Raw genomic sequence first — 18,712 nt, 5'->3', positions numbered from 1 at the left:
CGCCCCTTAATTACCAATGATGGCTTCCAGTTCGCGCACGGCGTCAGGTTCTTCCGCATCCGGTTCCGGGGCACGCTGGCGCACCGAATCAGGGTCACGGGCGATTTCTGCCGCGGCCGCATCGGCAGTGTCCAGAATAGCCTGTGTCATCCCGTCCCCGCGCAGGAATGTGAAGAATTCGCTGTCGGGACGCAGAACCATGGTGGAATTATCCCCGCGCAGCGAACGTTCATAGCTTTGCATGGACCGTGTGAAGGCAAAGAATTCAGGGTCCAGACTGAACGCATCGGCATAGACACGGTTACGTTCCGCATCCGCTTCACCGCGCACAATCTCTGCTTCGCGGCGGGCGGATGAAACAAGCTCGACCACTGTCCGGTCAGCCAGTGCCCGCACACGCTGCGCCGCTTCGTTCCCGCGCGCCCGTTCATCGGCGGCTTCACGTTCGCGTTCGGCACGCATCCGCGCGAATGTCGCTTCAAGGTTTTCCTGTGGCAGGTCAGTGCGGGTCAGGCGCACATCGATCACGTCAATGCCCAACGACAGTGCTTCGCGCCGTGCCAGATCCCGGATGCGGTTCATCAATGATGTCCGGTCTTCGGACAGAACCGTATTCGATGGCACAGACCCCAACACTTCGCGGATGGCGGCATTCATGATCCGGTCCATACGGCCTTGTGCGGCGCGTACACCGTCCACACCCACAGCTTCGCGGAAGCGACTGACATCTTCCAGACGCCAGCGCAGGAACGCATCAACCACCAGTCGGCGGTCATCCAGCGGGGTGACCTCCAGCGGCTGGGTCTGCAGACCCAGAATCCGCGCATCATAGCGCACAACTTCCTGAATGAACGGAATCTTGAACCCAAGGCCGGGTTCGCTGATTTCCTGCTTCACCTGACCAAATTGCAGCACCAGAACATTCTCGCGTTCATCCACGATGAACAATGCCGAAAAGACAGTGACAATGGCCACGACCAGAACCGGCAGTAAGATACCTGCTTTTTTCATCAGTTGGTGCTCCTCTGGCGGGACAGTTCGTTCAGCGGCAGGTAAGGCAACACGCCGCTGCCACCAGCTTCGCCGCCCGTCACATTGTCCAGAATCGTCAGGTTCATGTCACCCAGGACACGTTCCATGGTTTCCAGATACATACGTTTGCGGGTGACTTCAGGCGCATTCACATATTCGGAATAGACAGAGACAAAGCGCGCCGCCTCACCCTGTGCGTTGTTGACCACTTCTGCGCGGTACCCTTCAGCTTCTTCCTGAACCTGCGCGGCCTGACCACGCGCCTGTGCCAGAACACGGTTGGCATAGGCATCAGCTTCGCGTTCCAGACGGTCACGTTCCTGACGTGCAGTCTGCACATCGCGAAACGCACTGATCACCTGTTCAGGCGGGTCAGCCTTGTCAAAATTCACACGAATGACCGAAATCCCAGATTCGTAGCTGTCCAGCAATCCCTGAACGGCCGAACGCAGATCCGCAGCAATGGAACCACGATCACGGTTCAGAATGGGGGACAGTTCGGACCGGGCGATAATGTCGCGCATCGCAGATTCCGACGCGGCCCGCACGGTTTCGCGCGGATCGGCCAGATTGAACAGGAAACGCGCCGGGTCGGTCACATTCCAGACCACCTGAAATTCGATGTCGACCACAGCTTCGTCACGGGTCAGCATCAGGCCGGTGTCCAATGCACTGCGCCCGGTGCCAACTTCGGTCACGCGTTCGGTCGTCACCTGTACGACTTCATGCGACACGACGGGCCATGGTGCGAAGTTCAGACCGGGACCGCCGGTCTTGTAATACTGACCGAACATCAGTTCGACAGACCGCTCTTCCGGGCGGACGGTATAGAATGATGCGACAGCCCACATCACCACCAGCGCCACAAGGCCCAGCAGCACGCCGCGCTTTGAGAAACCGGGGCCACCTGTGCCGCGCCCACCGCCTTTGCCGCCGCGCCCGCCGCCCATCAGCACGCGCAACTGTTCCTGGCCTTTCTTCACAATTTCTTCGATTTCAGGCATTTGTGGCTGATCGCCCGGGCCACGCCCCCCGTCACCACCGCGATTACCGCTGCCGCGATTGCCGCCGCCTCCCCAAGGTCCACCGTTGTTTCCAGACATCTGGACTCCATTTTGTTGCTTACGATTATTTATACCATCAAGTGGGCTTGCCCACCACTAATTCAAGACTTGGAACATGTCACCTTCACGCGCTGCGCGCCAACCTCTTGATAACGCAGCTTCGGGGACACGAAAACCGCTTCCCGCTATTTATGCGACATGCCCTGATCACCCCAAGAGCGCGTGATCGTGCGCATCGTTACCAATTCTTCCGCCATGGTCGGATGCACCGCAAGGGTGCGGTCAAAATCGGCCTTAGTTGCCCCCATGGCAATGGCAACCCCTGCCAACTGGATCATTTCACCGGAATGATCAGCGACGATGTGACACCCCAGCACCTTGTCACTTTGCGCACAGACGATCAGTTTCATCAGCGCGCGCGACTGTCGGCCGGCGAACAGGCTGTGCATCGGGCGGAAGGCCGCTGAAAACACTTTCACCGGCCCCTGATCACGCGCATCTTCTTCCGACAGGCCGACTGTGCCGAATTCCGGCTGGGTGAACACGGCGGTCGGAATAAGCGCATGGTCAAAATATGTGGGCTTGCCCCCGAACACCGTATCCGCAAAAGCGTGCCCTTCGCGGATGGCAACCGGCGTCAGGTTGGCGCGGTCTGTTACATCGCCCACCGCATAGATCGACGGGATAGTGGTCTGGCTGAACTTGTCCACCGGAATTTCCCCGCCCTTTCCCAGCTTCAGGCCCAGAGCATCCAGCCCCAGCCCGTCGGAATTGGGTTTGCGCCCGGTTGCGAACATCACCGCATCATAGGTTGCGTCATGCCCGGTCGTAGACTTGACCCATGTTTTGCCACCCTCGCGGGGTTCCATTTCCAGAATGTCGGTGCCCAGACGCAGATCAACGCCATTGGCGCACATCTCATCCGAGATATGACCGCGCGCTTCCTCGTCAAAGCCGCGCAGGATTTGCGCGCCGCGGTAAAACTGCGTTGTTTTGACGCCCAGTCCGTTGAATATACCGGCAAATTCGCTGGCAATATAGCCCCCACCCACAATCAGGATGGATTCGGGCAACCGGTCCATCAGGAATACATCGTTTGAGGTTATACCCCCCATATCGCGCCATTTTTCCGGCACAACCGGTGTGCCGCCCGTAGCGATCAGGATATGGCGTGCAGTGACCTTGCTGCCATCGGCTAGCTGCACGGTATGCGCGTCGGCCAATGTGGCGCGGCTGTCGAACACGGTCACGCCTGCGCGGTCCAGTCCGGCGCGGTAAAGCCCTTCCAGCCGGGTCAGTTCGGCGTCCAGCTGGCTGCGGAATGCCTGCCAGTCGAAGGTGCCAATATGTGCATCCCAGCCATAGGCCTGCGCATCCGCCACCGCACTCGGAAAACCCGATGCAAACACCATCAGCTTCTTGGGCACACAACCGCGAATGACACAGGTGCCACCCATGCGGTATTCTTCGGCAAGCGCGACTTTGGCCCCGTATTCGGACGCGGAAATGCGTGCGGCACGCACGCCGCCCGACCCGCCACCGATTACAAAAAGATCATAGTCAAAGCTCATGCCAGCCCCTTACAGATCGCTGAATATATTGTGCGTGTCAGCCAGATCGACCTGCGACATCTTCACTTCCGCCACACCGCTGGACAAATCGCGCGTTTCGCATTTGCCATCCGCGTGGCCAATGACAACCTGATCAGCGATATCGACGAATAACCCGTTTTCTACAACCCCCGGCACCTGATTCAGCACCATCGCCAGTTGCCGCGGGTTGCCGATGCGCCCCAGCGCCAGATCCAGAATGTAATTCCCTTCATCGGTCATATAGGGCCGGTCACCATTCATCCGCAGACTGGATTGCCGCCCCATCACATCCACGGATGCAAGGATTTCCTCTACCAGTGCCTTGGATGCCTGCCAACCAAAGGGAATCACCTCCACAGGCAAGGGGAAGGCTCCAAGCGTGGCCACTTCCTTCGCAGCATCGGTGATCACGATCATCTGGTCAGATGCAGTTGCCACGATCTTTTCCTGCAACAGCGCACCGCCGCCGCCCTTGATCAGCGTCAGTTCCGCGTCGAATTCGTCGGCCCCGTCAATGGTCAGGTCCAGCCAGCGCGCTTCGTCCAGCGACACAACATTAATGCCGACTTCACGCGCCAGCTGCGATGTGCGCGTTGACGTCGGCACCGCAATAATGCGCAACCCTTCCTGCCGCACCCGTTGGCCCAGCCGACGCACAAGCCAGGCTGCGGTCGACCCGGTTCCAAGCCCCACACGCATGCCGTCCTGCACAAAATCAGCAGCACAATGGGCGGCCGCGAATTTTGCGCGGTCAACAGGGGTAAGCTGGTCGGTCATGGCAAGCCCTCATCACTTCTTTCACGGCCTTATAGGCGGTTTGTGACCGGGTTTTAAGGGCAAATCGCCCGCCAGAAACCTATTGCTGGATCGACCGCAAATAAGCATCCAGCGCGACAATGCGTTCCGGCAAGGGGCGTGTCAGGCCCCGCCCCGTCCGCACCCGCGTCAGCCGTCCGGTCAGCAGATGCCCGAATTCCGGCATTTCCGCCCCGGCATAGGCGTTCTGGCCCCGCGCATACCCGTCCAGCTTGTCCAGAACCATGGCTTGCGGGTAATCGCCGCCATGGCGCCGCGCCAGCGCGGTCAGGTCCGGCACCTGCGCGCCGCCGCGCGCATCCGCGCCATGACAGGCGGCGCAGTTCTGCCCGTATAGCGCGCGCCCGGCTTGCGGGGTTGTAAACGGTGTGCAGCCCGCAATGATAAAAAGCCCCGTCAGGGCAGCAAGGACCGGTGATTTGAAATGATATGTCATGATCGCATTCTGCCAGAAATCGCAGGTACAGCAATGATTCAGGTCAAACGCGCGCGCGATGCGGCGCGCATGTCCCAAAACATGCCTGGAATGTCGCTTCCCGCACGTCCCATCGCCAGTGCAATGCATAGCTGTCATACTATGCCCGCACCCAACCGAAAGGCCGCGCATGTTTCTGTCCGTGTTTGACATGTTCAAGGTGGGGATTGGCCCATCCTCTTCCCACACAATGGGGCCGATGGTGGCCGCCGCGCGTTTTCTGGACCATCTGCGCGCACTGCCTTTTTCCGTCGCAGGATTACGCGCCAGCCTGCATGGGTCGCTTGCGTTCACCGGGGTGGGCCATGCGACCGACCGCGCGGTCATTCTGGGGCTGGCAGGGTTCACCCCGGACGCCTATGACGCCGGTCGCGCCGAAACCACCCTTGCGCGGATCCACGACACAGGGACAGTTGATGTCGCGGGACTAGGGCAGCTTCGCTTCGCGCCCGCACGCGACCTGATCTTCGACTATGGCCCACCGCTGCCCGGACATGCGAACGCAATGATTCTGATGGCCACCGACGCGCAGGGCGATGTAATCGCGCAGGAAACCTATTTTTCCATCGGGGGTGGGTTTGTCGTGACCGGCGATGAACTGAACGCCCCCCCGCCCGCGCCTGCTGCCGATTTCCCCTATCCGTTCAACACCGCCGCCCAGATGCTGAAGATGGCGCAGGAATCCGGCAAGAGCATTGCGGCGATGAAACGCGCCAATGAACTGAAACTACGCAGCCCGTCCGAACTGGATCAGGGAATCCGCCGGATATGGCAGGTCATGAATGATTGCATTGATCGCGGGCTGCAAGGGGACGGAATATTGCCCGGCGGGCTGCATGTACGCAGGCGCGCCGGTGGCATTCTGTCCGCCCTGCGCGCTGAACAGGGCATGAATCTGGCCGCGCCCCATATCATCAATGACTGGATCGGCGTTTATGCGATGGCCGTGAACGAAGAAAACGCCGCTGGCGGGCAGGTCGTGACAGCGCCCACCAATGGTGCGGCGGGGGTGGTGCCCGCCACCATCCGCTACTGGCTGGACCATGTACCGGGCGCCACGCCCGCACGGCTGGACGAATTCCTGCTGACCGCTGCGGCAATCGGTGGGCTGGTCAAGCATAATGCCTCCATTTCCGGGGCGGAATGCGGCTGTCAGGCGGAAGTCGGGTCCGCGGCGGCCATGGCCGCGGCGGGGCTGGCGGCAGTGCTGGGCGGCAGCCCCGCCCAGGTGGAAAACGCCGCCGAAATCGCGCTGGAACACCACCTTGGGATGACCTGCGACCCGGTGAAGGGGTTGGTGCAGGTCCCCTGCATCGAACGCAACGGACTGGGCGCGATCAAGGCAGTGTCAGCCGCCAGTCTGGCGCTGCGCGGCGACGGCACGCATTTCATGCCGCTGGACAATTGCATCGAGGCGATGCGCCAGACAGGGGCCGACATGTCGGAAAAATACAAGGAAACCGCGCTTGGCGGTCTGGCGGTCAATATTCCCAATTGCTGAAGCGGGGGCGTGGCCCCCTGCACCCCCAGAGTATTTGCAGCAAGATGAAAGGGCTTTCACCATCGTGCGTCGGGCGCTAGGGTTCCGGTAATTCCAGCAAGGCCCCTGCCCGTGACAGCCATTCGCAACATTCTGATCATCGCCCAGCACGGGCGGCTGCAATACGAAGCCTTGCTGTTTGCCGCATCGCTGCGCCATTTCCCGCAGAACAAGGGGTTGCAGCTGGTTGTGGCCGAACCCCAGCCCGGCCCGCTATGGGCAGATGACCCGCGCATCAGCCGCCCCGCGATCCGGCGTGAATTGCGCGCGCTTGGCGCTGATATCGTGCCCTTGCAAAACCGCATCTGGGGGCAGGCCTATCCGCATGGCAATAAAATCGAGGCCCTGCACCTGCTGCCCAAGGGCGAGCCGTTCATGTTCTTCGACACTGACACGCTGATCACCGGCCCGCTGGCAGGGCTGTCTTCCGCGCACCCCATGGCATCAATGCAGGTGGAACCCACATGGCCGCGCATATCCCTGTATGGGGCCGGGTATTCCGAAATATGGGGCGCGCTGTATGACCGGTTCGGGCTGGATATGGCACCTACACTGGATATGCGTTTCGCCCCTGACGACTGGCGGCGTTACATGTATTTCAATGCAGGCTGGTTCACTGGCCCCTGCCCGCATGAATTTGGCACGCTGTTTCAACGCTACGCACAGGACATCGCTGCCGACCCACCGCCGCAGATGGCGACGCAGGCGCTTTACCCGTGGCTGGACCAGATTGCCCTGCCGCTGGTCGTCGCCCGGCTTGGCGGCACCCGCCCGCCGGAAGGAACCGGGTTGGACGGGCCGCTGTCATGCCATTACCGCGCGCTTCCGGTCCTATATGCCAGCGCCAGCGACCATGCAGTCGATGTGCTGGAACAGGTGACAGGGGCCGCGCATCTATGGGATATTTTCAACCAGTATGTGTCCTTCCGGCGTATGGTGTTCAAGCATCGGGGGCAGGAATTGCGCGCGCGCATTGACCGCAACCTGTTGCCGCGAACCTATGGAAAATTGCAGACGATGATCCGCGAGGCGGGATACTGGGTGCGTTGACCCCTTGGCCATTGGGGAAAGGTTCCTATATGACGGGGCTGAATGCCGCGCCGGGCGCGCGGCGCGGAATATGCAAGGACAAATTCTATGAGTATCGGTAGCCAGATCGCCTGGGACGACACGGTTTTGCCGTTTCAACTGGATCGCAGCGACATTCGCGGGCGTGTGGCACGTCTGGACACGGCGCTGGAACGGGTATTGTCACGCCACGACTACCCTGCACTTGTTGAAACGCTGGTCGCAGAAGCCTGTTTGCTGACCGCGATGATTGGTCAGACCATCAAGCTGCGCTGGCGTTTGTCACTGCAGATTCGCGGGGACGGGCCAGTGCGCCTGATCGCAACCGATTATTTCGCCCCCACATCCGATGGTGCGCCTGCCCGCATCCGGGCCTATGCCAGTTTTGACCGCGACCGCCTGCAACAGGGCGTTGACCCCTTCGCCCAGATCGGACGGGGTTATTTCGCGATTGTCATCGATCAGGGCAAGGGGATGACCCCCTATCAGGGTATCACACCGCTGCGTGGCGCATCGCTGACCGACTGCGCGGAAGCCTATTTCGAACAATCCGAACAGTTGCCAACCCGTTTTGCGCTGTCTTTCGGACGGTCTGTCCTGCCCGGGCAGGATGAAAAATGGCGTGCAGGTGGCGTGATGTTGCAGCATATGCCGCAGGCATCGGGCGCAGCCCCCCGCGAACGCGAGGCACTGGCAGAAGACTGGGGCCGCGCGAACCTGTTGCTGGACACAGTCGAGGAACTGGAACTGATTGGCCCGAATGTGCAGCCGCCGGAATTGCTGCTGCGTCTGTTCCACGAAGAAACGCCGCGGGTTTTCGACCCGCAGGCGGTGCATTTCGGCTGTTCCTGTTCCGAAGAAAAAGTGCGCAATTCGCTGTCGATTTATTCCGCCAAAGATATCGCCACCATGACCACACCGGACGGCACAGTGACGGCAGATTGCCAGTTTTGTGGCGCGCATTACACACTGGACCCCGCCACCCTTGGGTTTGAAGGCAATGGCGGGTGACCCGATCCCGCATCTGCGCGCGGCACTGGCCGCGCGGGATGTGGGAGCGTCCAGTGATTTTGACCTGAACCCTGCGGTTGTCCTGCCTGAAAATCGCGTGTTGCGCCCTGCTGCTGTGCTGGTGGCCATTCAGCACGGCCCGGATGGTGCACAGGTCATTCTGACCAAGCGTGCATCGCATTTGCGCCATCATCCGGGGCAGATTGCCTTTCCTGGGGGGGGGCAGGACCCGCAGGACAAGGATTGCGTGGCCACTGCCCTGCGCGAAGCCCGCGAGGAAATCGGCCTGCCGGAAGGGTACGTTGACATTCTTGGCTGCCTGCCGCCGCATGAAACCGTCACCGGATTTCAGGTAACCCCGGTTCTGGCGCAGGTGACGGGTGATTTCACCCCGCGCGCCGAACCGGGCGAGGTGGCAGAGGTGTTCTGCGCGCCCCTGTCGCATGTAACCGACCCCACCCGTTTCCGCATAGAGCGGCGCATCTGGCAGGGAACCTGGCGGAACTTCTATATTGTGCCCTGGGGGCCGTATTACATCTGGGGCGCGACAGCGCGTATTCTGCGCGGGCTGGCCGACAGGATGGACCGATGCAGACCATAACCGGGGAGTGGTTAAGCAATCCGCGCACGCAAGCCGTGCTGGCGCTGTTGTCGGATGCGGGTCATCAGGCATTTGTCGTGGGGGGCTGCGTGCGCAACGCGTTGCTGGGTGTGGCGGTAACCGATGTGGATATAACCACCGATGCGCATCCCGAACGGGTTATCGAACTGGCGCAGGCCGCGGGCATTCGCGCGGTGCCCACGGGGCTGGACCACGGCACCATTACCCTTGTGCTGGACGGCGAAGGTTTTGAGGTTACGACCATGCGCCGCGATGTGGCAACCCATGGCCGCCATGCGACAGTGGCGTTTTCCAGTGACGTAACCGAGGATGCGGCGCGGCGCGATTTCACCATGAACGCGCTTTATGCCGATGCGCGCGGCCATGTCACCGACCCACTGGACGGAATGGCCGACCTGCGCGCACAGCGGGTGCGGTTCGTGGGTGATGCCCTTGCCCGCATCAATGAGGATTACCTGCGCATTCTGCGGTTTTTCCGCTTTCACGCCCAATATGGTGACCCCGCACAGGGGCTTGACGCCGACGCGCTGGACGCCTGCGCGCGCGGCGCAGGCGGTATGGGTCAGCTATCGGCGGAACGTATCGGGGCGGAAATGCGCAAACTTCTGGCCGCGCCGGACCCAGCGCCTGCGGTCGCGGCCATGGCACAATGTGGCGCGCTTGCGCAGGTGTTGCCGGGTGCAGATCCACAAGCGCTGCCGCGCCTTGTTCATCTGGAAGCGGGTATCCCGCCCCGGTGGCTGCGCCGTCTGCTGGTGCTTGGGGGGCCGGAAGGTGCGCCCGACCGGCTGCGGCTGACCCGCGCGGAAACGCGCCAGCTTGGGCAGATGCGCGGTGCCATTGCAACGCTGCAGGCTGCAGCTGAACTGGGCTACCGGCTTGGCCCCGAACCGGGTGCAGATGTCATTCTGGCGCGCGCAGCACTTCTGGAAAGCCCCCTGCCGCCTGACTGGCAGGCGGAATTGCAACGCGGCGGCGCGGCCAGTTTCCCGGTGCGCGCAGCGGATCTGCCACATCTGCAAGGCCCCGCATTGGGCGAGCAGCTGAAAGCGCTGGAGACGCGCTGGCTGGCCTCCGGGTTGACACTGACGCGCAAGGAATTGCTCGGCTGACTGGCCAACCCCGCCCCCTGCCCCTATATGTTCCCAAAAGCGAATGAGGGGCCTTGTGCTGCAACGAACTGACACAGAACCAACGCTGACGACCCCGCAGCGGGCACAGGGCACCCAATGGCTCGCGGGGTTGATCGACGCATTCGCCCCTGCCGACACGGCCCCGCCCCGTAGCCTGTGGCGGTTTATCCTGTGGTCGGCGCGCGGCGCCTGGCCGGTCCTGCTGCTGGCCGCGGCCATTTCCGCGCTGGTGGGCACAACCGAGGTTGTGTCAGCCATGCTGATGGGCTGGATCATTGATGCAGTTGTGGAAACCGGCCCAGAAGGCTTTTTTGGCCAACATCTGGGACTGATTGCCGGTTTTGTGCTGTTTTTCGTCATCCTGCGCCCGCTGGCCTTCGGGTTGTCATCAGCGGCGAATGCTATTGTGGTGCAGCCCAATGTCTATGTGCTGGTGCAATCGCGGCTGAACCGCTGGACATTGGGCCAGCCTGTCACCTTTTTTGACAATGATTTCGCAGGCCGGATTGCGCAAAAACAGGTTCAGACCGCGCGCGCACTGACCGAAGTGGCCAATGAAACCATAAACACTATGGCTTTTGCGCTGGCATCGATCATCGGGTCTGTGGTGCTGCTGCTGACGATTGACCTGCGCATCGCGTTTGCGCTGGCCGTGTGGCTGGTGGGGTATCTGGCGCTGATCCGGTATTTCCTGCCAAAGGTGCGCAAATCCGCAGGCGCAAGGGCGGGGGCACGCGCGCAGGTCAGTGGGCAGGTGGTGGACACCATCACCAATATCAAGACTGTCAAACTGTTCGCCCATGCCGAATTCGAGGACCGCGCCGCCCTGAACGCGATGGGCATTTTCCGCAACCGTGCCATTGAATTCGGCGAAGTGCAGGCACTTTTCCGGTTCTGGCTGATGGTGGTTGCTGGGGTGCTGCCGGTGCTGCTGATCGGGGGCACGATCTGGCTTTGGACCATCGGCGCGGCCACACCGGGCGGGATTGCCGCCGCCGGGGCCGTGGCCATTCGCATTGCGCAGATGACAGGTTGGGTCAGTTTCGTGCTGATGGCCATTTACGGCAATCTGGGCGAGATCGAGGATGGCATGAAAACCCTGACCCCGGCCCCTGACCTGACCGATGCGCCTGATGCCACCGATCTGGGCCGCGTCAGCGGTGAAATTCGTTTTGACGGCGTGGATTTTGCCTATGGGCGGCGTACAGGCGGGGTCACGGATATGTCACTGCATGTGGCCGCGGGCGAAAAGATCGGGATTGTGGGCGCGTCCGGCGCGGGAAAATCCACCCTGGTTGCGTTGTTGCTGCGGCTTTATGATGTCGAAGGCGGGCGCATCACGCTGGACGGTCACGATATTCGCGCGCTGACGCAGGAAAGCCTGCGGCGCAATATCGCCATGGTCACGCAGGAAACTGCGATGTTCAACCGATCAGCCTTTGAGAATATCCGCTATGGCCGCGCAGATGCTACGCGCGAACAGGTCGAAGCGGCCGCCCGCGCCGCCGAGGCGCATGATTTCATTGTGGACCTGCAAGACCATGAAGGACGCAAAGGCTATGACGCGCATCTGGGCGAACGTGGCGTCCGCTTGTCGGGTGGGCAGCGCCAGCGCATTGCCCTTGCTCGCGCATTCCTGAAAAACGCCCCTGTTCTGGTGCTGGATGAAGCGACATCAGCGCTGGATTCCGAAGTGGAAGCGGCTGTGCAATCCGCGCTGGAGCCGCTGATGGAAGGCAAGACCGTACTGGCCATTGCCCACAGGCTTTCTACCATCGCACAGCTGGACCGGATTATCGTGCTTGACGATGGGCACATCATTGAGCAAGGCTCGCATGATGAATTGCTGGCCAAGGGTGGCACATATGCCCGGTTCTGGGAACGGCAATCCGGCGGATTTTTGGGAACCGAATGAACATTATGGATTTCGACACGGTCAAGCCTGAAGTATTAGGCCAGTCTCTGACCGGCATCGGCGTGAACCTGCTTTGCCGTGATGTGTTGGCAACGGTGGCGTTCTTGCAGGATGTGTTCGGGTTGCGCGCCTATCGCGCCGGCGCCGATTTTGCGATTGTGACCCATGGTCAGATGATCCTGCAATTGCATTCCGATGGCACCTATGGCGCGCATCCGCTGCTGGGCGTTTTGCCCGAAAATCCACCACGCGGCGCAGGGGTGCAGATTTACCTGTTCGGGCTTGACCCTGACGCGGCGGTCGCCCGTGCTGCGCCCAATCAGGTGCTGGAACCACCCGCCGACAAACCCCATGGGCTGCGCGAGGCGACGATCCTGTCGCCAGATGGCTACGCATTTTCCCCCGCCCGTCCATTATGATCACCATCACCCGACTGGGCCATCATGGCGATGGCATTGCCGAAGGTCCCGTCTTCGTGCCCCGCACCCTGCCGGGCGAAGTGGTCGAAGGCGATGTCGTTCAGGGGCGCATCGCCACGCCGCGCATTCTCACCCCATCCGATCAGCGGATCAGACCGCCCTGCCCGCATTACCGCGCCTGCGGTGGCTGCGCCTTGCAACATGCGCGCGAAGAATTTGTCACCGGCTGGAAGCAGGACATCGTGCGCCACGCGCTGTCGGCCCAAGGGGTCGAGGCGCCGTTTCGCACGCCGCATATCTCGCCCTTGCACAGCCGCCGACGCGCAGGTTTTGCGGGACGCAGGCTGAAGAACGGGGCATTGGTGGGGTTTCATGCCCGCGCATCGGATGTGGTGACCGCCGTTCCCGAATGCCTGATCCTGCACCCTGCGCTGATTGCCGCCCTGCCGGTGCTGGAGGATCTGACCGCGCGCGAGGGGTCACGCAAAGGGGAACTGGCGCTGGCGCTGACCATATCGGACGCGGGGCTTGACCTGGCTGTGACGGATGGCAAGACACTGGACGACGCAATGCGCGCGCGGCTGGGGCAGTGGGCAGGCCAGGCAGGGCTGGCGCGCCTTGCATGGGATGGCGATGTGATCGCGCAGGCGCAGCCGCCCTTTCACACTATCGGGCGCGCGCATGTCACGCCGCCGCCCGGTGCGTTCCTGCAAGCGACCAAACCCGCCGAAGCCGCCTTGCAGGCCGCTGTCGCGGAGGCGGTCGGTACGGCCAGCCATGTGGCCGACCTTTTCGCTGGCTGCGGCACTTTCGCGCTGACACTGGCCGAAAGCAGCGAAATCCTTGCCATTGAAAGTGACGCGGCCATGCTGCACGCGCTTGATGCAGGATGGCGGCAGGCGCAGGGGCTGAAACGCATCACCACGCAAACCCGCGACCTGTTCCGCAACCCGGTCCTGCCGGAAGATCTGGCGCGCTTTGACGCAGTGGTCATTGACCCGCCCCGCGCAGGCGCAGACGCGCAGGCGCGGGCACTCGCCAACAGCCGCGTGCCTCGTATCGCAGCCGTGTCATGCAACCCCGTCAGTTTCGCGCGCGATGCGAAATTGCTGATACAGGGCGGCTACCGGCTGGATTGGGTGCAGGTCATCGATCAATTTCGCTTCAGCCCCCATGTGGAGCTTGCAGCCCGGTTCACGAAATAGCATATCGCAGCCAATGACAGTGACCTGGGGAAAGACGATGTTCAGCCGTGAAAAAACCGCCGCCTTTCTTGCACAGGCATGGGTGCGCAACGGGATTATCGGGGTCATCGTATTCAACGCCATTCTGCTGGGCATGGAAACATCCGACACCCTGATGGGGGCTGCGGGGCCGCTTATCCTGACACTCGACAAATTGTGCCTGTCAGTCTTTGTGCTGGAAATTGCGCTGAAGTTTCACGCGCAGCGGTTGTCATTTTTCCGGTCAGGCTGGAATGTGTTCGATTTCCTGATCGTGGGCATTTCGCTGATGCCTGGTGCCCAGACCTTCAGCGTGTTGCGCGCCCTGCGCATTCTGCGACTGTTGCGCGTGGTGTCAGTCAGCCCCAATCTGCGCCGTGTGGTCGAAGGGTTCATCAAGGCCCTGCCCGGCATGGGGTCGGTGTTTTTGCTGATGGGGATGCTGTTCTATATCGGCGCGGTGATGGCCACCAATCTGTTCAAGGACAGCTTTCCTGACTGGTTCGGGGATCTGGGCAATTCGGGTTACACATTGTTCCAGATCATGACGCTGGAATCATGGTCGATGGGCATTGTCCGCCCAGTTATGGAAACCTATCCCTATGCATGGGCATTCTTTGTGCCCTTCATCATGGTCACCACGTTCGCGGTGGTGAACCTGCTGGTCGGTCTGATCGTGAATTCAATGCAGGATGCGCATGCCGCCGAAAGCAATCAGGCGACCGAAGATTACCGCGATGAAGTGCTGCGTCGCCTTGCTGCCATCGAAAATCGTCTGAACGCGCAGGACAAGAACTGAAGCATGGCCGACACGGTTGCGTGATCGGAATTGCGAAATGACTTGGCAGAATCGTGAAATTCAGGCAAGGCTATAAGAAAAGCCAGAGGCAGTAATGCAGTTTTTTCGCCTGATCGCAGCTTTGACGGTGCTGGTCGCTGTTGCAGCCTGTTCCACAAAGCCCAGCAAATTCCGCACCTATAACGGTCCGGAGGTCACGCAGGTCATGGTCTACAAGGCCAGTCGGCGGATGGAATTATGGCATCATGACCGCTTGCTGCGCGTGTTCGAGGTGGATCTGGGCGGCAATCCTTATGGCCATAAGGAACGCGAAGGCGACCGCCGTACCCCCGAAGGCAACTACATCATCGACCGGCGCAACCCAAACAGCCGCTTCCATCTGTCCATCGGGCTTGATTATCCGAATGAAGCAGACAAAGAACATGCGCGTGAAAATGGCTGGCGACCGGGTGGTGATATCTTCATCCACGGACGTGGACCGCAATTCCAGAATGCACGCGGGAACTGGACCGATGGCTGCATCGCTGTCAGCGACCGCGAGATGGAAGATATCTATGCCATGGTCCGCAATGGCACCCCAATCCATATCAGCCCCGGCCCTGCGCCCATGCTGACCGCCAGCACCAAACCGGGAGGCGGCATAACACCGGCCCGACTCCGATTCTGGAACCGGTGACCGGCTGATGCGCAGGCAGGCCTAGGCTGCCCGCGTTTTCTTCTGGGGCGTGTTCCATCTGGGGCGTATCGCTGTCGATAAGCATCACTCCTTCCCTGTCTGGCTAGTTCTGATCTGAAGCAGGCGTTGGCGTGCGCACAAAGCCCGCGCTATCGGCGGGCCGGGGACTGCCGGTCCCACGTTGCAGAAGCTCACTTTATGCAGGCGGCATACTCCGGCACTCAAGGCTTGGCGTGTCGTGGGCGTAACCGGCAGGCCGTTGGACGGCCCGCCGATGGCGCGGCGGGCTTGCGCCCTCTGTTCTGCGCTTTTGGATGCGCCAACCTCTGCTACATGCCCGCGCGGCGAACAACCTTGCGGCTCCGCCTGATACCACAAGGCTGCAGCGCGGGGCCTTACAGCCCTTTCGACATCTGCTTGCGCATCAGCCAGCCCGCAGCCAGAACCGCGACAAAGACAAAGCCGATGATGATGGTCGCCAGCGCATTCACATCCGGGCTAACCCCCAGCCGCACCTTGGAGAAGATGACCATCGGCAAGGTTGATGCCCCCGGCCCCGTCACAAAACTGGCGATGACCAAATCATCCAGCGACAGCGTGAAGGCCAGCAGCCAGCCCGACACCAGCGCGGGCGTAATCACCGGCAAGGTCACGTCAAAGAACACCCGCACCGGCCCCGCACCCAGATCGCGCGCAGCTTCTTCCAGCGACTCGTCCATGCTGCGCAGCCGCGACTGGGCAATCACCGCGACAAACGCGGCGCAGAATGTCGTATGCGCAATGATCACGGTTGTCATGCCCCGCCCTGCGGGCCAGCCAAGGGAAAGTTCCATGGAAATGAACAACAACAACAGCGACAGGCCGGTGATCACTTCGGGCATGACCAGCGGTGCGGTAATCATGCCTGTCAGCAGCAGACGCCCGGTAAAGCGGCTGAAGCGCGTCAGGACAAACGCGCCCAGCGTGCCGATGATTGTAGCCAGTGTGGCGCTGAAAAATGCCACCTTCAGGCTGACCCATGCCGCGCCGATGATCTGGCGGTCATTCATCAACGCGCCATACCACCGGGTCGAAAACCCGCCCCACACAGTCACAAGGCGACTATCATTGAATGAAAACACCACCAGCGAAATGATTGGCGCATACAGAAAGATGAACCCCAGCAGAACCGCGACAGGCAGGAACCATCCACGCATCATTCTGTCCCCCGTCGGTTCTGCACCGATTGTAGCCACATGATCGGCGCAACCACCAGCACCAGCATGACAATCGCCACCGCAGATGCCACCGGCCAGTCACGACTGCCGAAGAATTCATCCCAAAGCACGCGCCCAATCATCAGCGTATCAGGCCCGCCCAGAAGCGCGGGGATCACATACTCCCCGATCGCGGGAATGAAGACCAGCATGGACCCGGCCACAATACCGGGCAGCGACAGCGGCAGGGTAACGGTGAAAAACGTCACCATGGGCGAAGCGCCAAGGTCACTCGCCGCTTCCAGTAGCGCGCCATCCAGTTTGGTCAGGTTCGCATAAAGTGGCAGGATCATGAAGGGCAGATAGGTATAGACGATGCCGATATAGACCGCGAAATCGGTCTGCATCATCACCAATGGCTGGTCGATCACCCCCATGCCCATCAGCATGTTGTTGATCACACCATTGCTGCGCAGGAAGCCCATCCATGCATAAACCCGCAACAAAAAGCTTGTCCAGAAGGGCAGGATCACCAGCAGCAACAGCAAGGACCGGCGCGGTTCCGGCGCACGGGCAATGAAATAGGCCATCGGATAACCGATCAGCAGCGCAAAAATCGTCGAGACCGCAGCAATCCGGATCGAGGACAGATAGGCATTGCGATACAGCGCATCAGTCAGCAGGAAGCGGTAGTTTTCCAGACTGGCGATGATTTCCAGCGACCCGTCAGGACCACGTTCAAACAAGGGCGTATAGGGCGGGCGGGCAATGATGGCCTCGGCCAGCGAAATACGCCCCAGCACGAAAAATGGCGCCAGAAAGAACACCAGCAGCCACAGCATGGGAATAGCAATCACCAGCGTGCGCCCCGACAGGCCCAGCTTGCCCATGGCCCAGGCCGTGCCGCGCCAGGGGGCGGAACCTGTGATTACCTTTCCCGCGTTCATTCTGTCAGCACCCTGAAAGCCGCCGGTTGCACACTGATCCAGACCGGTTCATCCCATGAAATCGGGTCTTCATCACGCAGGCGGTTGGACTGGCTGGCGCGGATAAGACGGCCATTTTCCAGCCGGATTCGATACTGCGTCATATGGCCAATATAGCCCAGATCCTCGATCACGCCGCGCCATACATTATGCGCGCTATCAGGCTTGCGACGCGACAGGGCAAAGCGTTCGGGGCGTACTGCCCCCCAGACCTGCTGACCCCGTGTCAGTCCCGGTTGCGGCGGCAACAGCACCGGCCCCAGTTCCGCCGTTTCAATACGCATCAAATCGGGGGCAACCGCGTCAACCTTGCCTTCAAACAGGTTCACTGTGCCGATGAAATCGGAAACAAAGCGCGAATTCGGTCGCTCGTATATCTCGGCGGGTTCGCCGATCTGCTTGATGATCCCGTCTTTCATGACCCCGATGCGGGTTGCAAGCGTCATTGCTTCATCCTGATCATGGGTCACCACGATAAAGGTCACCCCAAGGCTTTCCTGTATCCTGATCAGTTCGAACTGGGTTTCTTCGCGCAGCTTCTTGTCCAAGGCGCCCAGCGGTTCATCCAGCAACAGAAGCTTTGGCCGTTTGACAAGCGCGCGGGCAAGGGCCACGCGCTGGCGCTGCCCGCCCGATAACTGGTCGGGTTTGCGCCGCGCCAGTTTTTCCAGCTTGACCATTTTCAGCATCTCGCCCGCGCGGGCATAGGCTTCACGCTTGGGCAGACCTTCGCGCAGCAACCCGTAGGCCACGTTCTTTTCCACGCTCATATGCGGGAACAGCGCATAGGACTGGAACATCATGTTGGTCGGGCGCCGGTCCGGAGGCACGCGCGCCATATCTTCGCCATCGATCAGAATGCGCCCTTCGGTCGGGGTTTCAAATCCCGCCAGCATGCGCAGTAGCGTGGATTTTCCGCAGCCGGATTCGCCCAGAAGGCAGAATAATTCACCCTTGTAGATATCCAGATCGACATCGGACACCGCGGTGAAATCATCAAACCGCTTGATCAGCCCTTGCACGGAAATAAACGGCACCGCGTCCGGTTTGCGCCACGGTTTGGTATCAGCAGCTATCGCTGGATCTGGCATTTACTGTCCCCGCAACATGACCCGAAAGCAAAAATTCCGCGCCCGCAATATATC

The 18,712-nt window shown here is 60.9% G+C and carries 18 protein-coding genes; 10 read left to right on the top strand and 8 right to left on the bottom strand.

The features are described from left to right. Positions 1 to 6 precede the first annotated feature (6 nt). From hflC to PUT78_RS01755, 5 genes are all read right to left on the bottom strand, one after another. Positions 7 to 1,011 carry a protease modulator HflC gene (gene hflC, locus PUT78_RS01775; RefSeq protein WP_274350319.1) on the bottom strand — a complete coding sequence of 335 codons (1,005 nt, stop codon included), beginning with the start codon at positions 1,009 to 1,011 and terminating at the stop codon, positions 7 to 9. Then, entirely contained in the window at positions 1,011 to 2,135 is a 1,125-nt protein-coding gene (gene hflK, locus PUT78_RS01770; protein WP_274350318.1) for an FtsH protease activity modulator HflK, read from the bottom strand. Before hflK ends, hflC begins: the two co-directional genes overlap by 1 nt. A 146-nt stretch (positions 2,136 to 2,281) precedes the next feature. Then, positions 2,282 to 3,667, bottom strand: coding sequence for a glutathione-disulfide reductase (gene gorA, locus PUT78_RS01765; protein ID WP_274350316.1), 1,386 nt, complete (start codon positions 3,665 to 3,667; stop codon positions 2,282 to 2,284). A gap of 9 nt (positions 3,668 to 3,676) precedes the next feature. Continuing rightward, positions 3,677 to 4,465: a ribose-5-phosphate isomerase RpiA gene (gene rpiA, locus PUT78_RS01760; protein WP_274350315.1), complete on the bottom strand. Its 789-nt coding sequence runs from the start codon at positions 4,463 to 4,465 to the stop codon at positions 3,677 to 3,679. A 79-nt stretch (positions 4,466 to 4,544) separates the two neighbouring features. Then, positions 4,545 to 4,940, bottom strand: a complete 396-nt coding sequence (locus PUT78_RS01755; RefSeq protein ID WP_274350313.1) for a c-type cytochrome — start codon at positions 4,938 to 4,940, stop codon at positions 4,545 to 4,547. A gap of 169 nt (positions 4,941 to 5,109) precedes the next feature. Here PUT78_RS01755 and PUT78_RS01750 point away from each other — a divergent pair, with 169 nt between their 5' ends. From PUT78_RS01750 to PUT78_RS01705, 10 genes are all read left to right on the top strand, one after another. Then, entirely contained in the window at positions 5,110 to 6,480 is a 1,371-nt protein-coding gene (locus PUT78_RS01750; protein ID WP_274350312.1) for an L-serine ammonia-lyase, read from the top strand. Positions 6,481 to 6,591: 111 nt separating this feature from the next. Continuing rightward, positions 6,592 to 7,569 (top strand): hypothetical protein, encoded by a 978-nt coding sequence (locus PUT78_RS01745; RefSeq protein WP_274350311.1) that lies wholly within the window; start codon positions 6,592 to 6,594, stop codon positions 7,567 to 7,569. 87 nt (positions 7,570 to 7,656) lie between these two features. Beyond that, positions 7,657 to 8,598 (top strand): Hsp33 family molecular chaperone HslO, encoded by a 942-nt coding sequence (gene hslO, locus PUT78_RS01740; protein WP_274350309.1) that lies wholly within the window; start codon positions 7,657 to 7,659, stop codon positions 8,596 to 8,598. Further along, entirely contained in the window at positions 8,588 to 9,199 is a 612-nt protein-coding gene (locus tag PUT78_RS01735) for a CoA pyrophosphatase (RefSeq protein WP_274350308.1), read from the top strand. The genes hslO and PUT78_RS01735 overlap by 11 nt, the downstream gene beginning before the upstream one ends. Then, positions 9,187 to 10,332, top strand: a complete 1,146-nt coding sequence (locus PUT78_RS01730) for a CCA tRNA nucleotidyltransferase (protein WP_274350307.1) — start codon at positions 9,187 to 9,189, stop codon at positions 10,330 to 10,332. The genes PUT78_RS01735 and PUT78_RS01730 overlap by 13 nt, the downstream gene beginning before the upstream one ends. A gap of 85 nt (positions 10,333 to 10,417) precedes the next feature. Next, positions 10,418 to 12,268, top strand: coding sequence for an ABC transporter ATP-binding protein (locus tag PUT78_RS01725; RefSeq protein WP_420793439.1), 1,851 nt, complete (start codon positions 10,418 to 10,420; stop codon positions 12,266 to 12,268). 5 nt (positions 12,269 to 12,273) lie between these two features. Then, positions 12,274 to 12,687 carry a VOC family protein gene (locus PUT78_RS01720; RefSeq protein WP_274350472.1) on the top strand — a complete coding sequence of 138 codons (414 nt, stop codon included), beginning with the start codon at positions 12,274 to 12,276 and terminating at the stop codon, positions 12,685 to 12,687. Continuing rightward, complete coding sequence (locus PUT78_RS01715; protein ID WP_274350471.1) at positions 12,681 to 13,892, top strand: class I SAM-dependent RNA methyltransferase; 1,212 nt, start codon at positions 12,681 to 12,683, stop codon at positions 13,890 to 13,892. The genes PUT78_RS01720 and PUT78_RS01715 overlap by 7 nt, the downstream gene beginning before the upstream one ends. Before the next feature lie 37 nt (positions 13,893 to 13,929). Next, a complete protein-coding gene (locus tag PUT78_RS01710; RefSeq protein WP_274350470.1) occupies positions 13,930 to 14,709 on the top strand; it encodes an ion transporter in 780 nt (259 codons plus the stop codon). Between the two features lie 94 nt (positions 14,710 to 14,803). Then, complete coding sequence (locus PUT78_RS01705; RefSeq protein WP_337994652.1) at positions 14,804 to 15,385, top strand: L,D-transpeptidase family protein; 582 nt, start codon at positions 14,804 to 14,806, stop codon at positions 15,383 to 15,385. A 395-nt stretch (positions 15,386 to 15,780) separates the two neighbouring features. Here PUT78_RS01705 and PUT78_RS01700 read toward each other — a convergent pair whose 3' ends face one another. Genes PUT78_RS01700 through PUT78_RS01690 form a run of 3 tightly spaced genes read right to left on the bottom strand, consistent with a single transcriptional unit; the run spans position 15,781 to position 18,658 of the window. Then, positions 15,781 to 16,584: an ABC transporter permease subunit gene (locus PUT78_RS01700; protein ID WP_274350306.1), complete on the bottom strand. Its 804-nt coding sequence runs from the start codon at positions 16,582 to 16,584 to the stop codon at positions 15,781 to 15,783. After that, positions 16,581 to 17,471: an ABC transporter permease subunit gene (locus tag PUT78_RS01695; RefSeq protein WP_274350469.1), complete on the bottom strand. Its 891-nt coding sequence runs from the start codon at positions 17,469 to 17,471 to the stop codon at positions 16,581 to 16,583. Before PUT78_RS01695 ends, PUT78_RS01700 begins: the two co-directional genes overlap by 4 nt. Positions 17,472 to 17,524: 53 nt before the next feature. Next, positions 17,525 to 18,658: an ABC transporter ATP-binding protein gene (locus PUT78_RS01690; protein ID WP_274350304.1), complete on the bottom strand. Its 1,134-nt coding sequence runs from the start codon at positions 18,656 to 18,658 to the stop codon at positions 17,525 to 17,527. Positions 18,659 to 18,712: the final 54 nt, after the last annotated feature.

The organism is Roseinatronobacter alkalisoli, from assembly GCF_028745735.1.
Lineage (GTDB): Bacteria > Pseudomonadota > Alphaproteobacteria > Rhodobacterales > Rhodobacteraceae > Roseinatronobacter > Roseinatronobacter alkalisoli.
The sequence above is the reverse complement of the archived record's forward strand: the minus strand, read 5'-3'. Positions and strand labels throughout refer to the sequence as shown.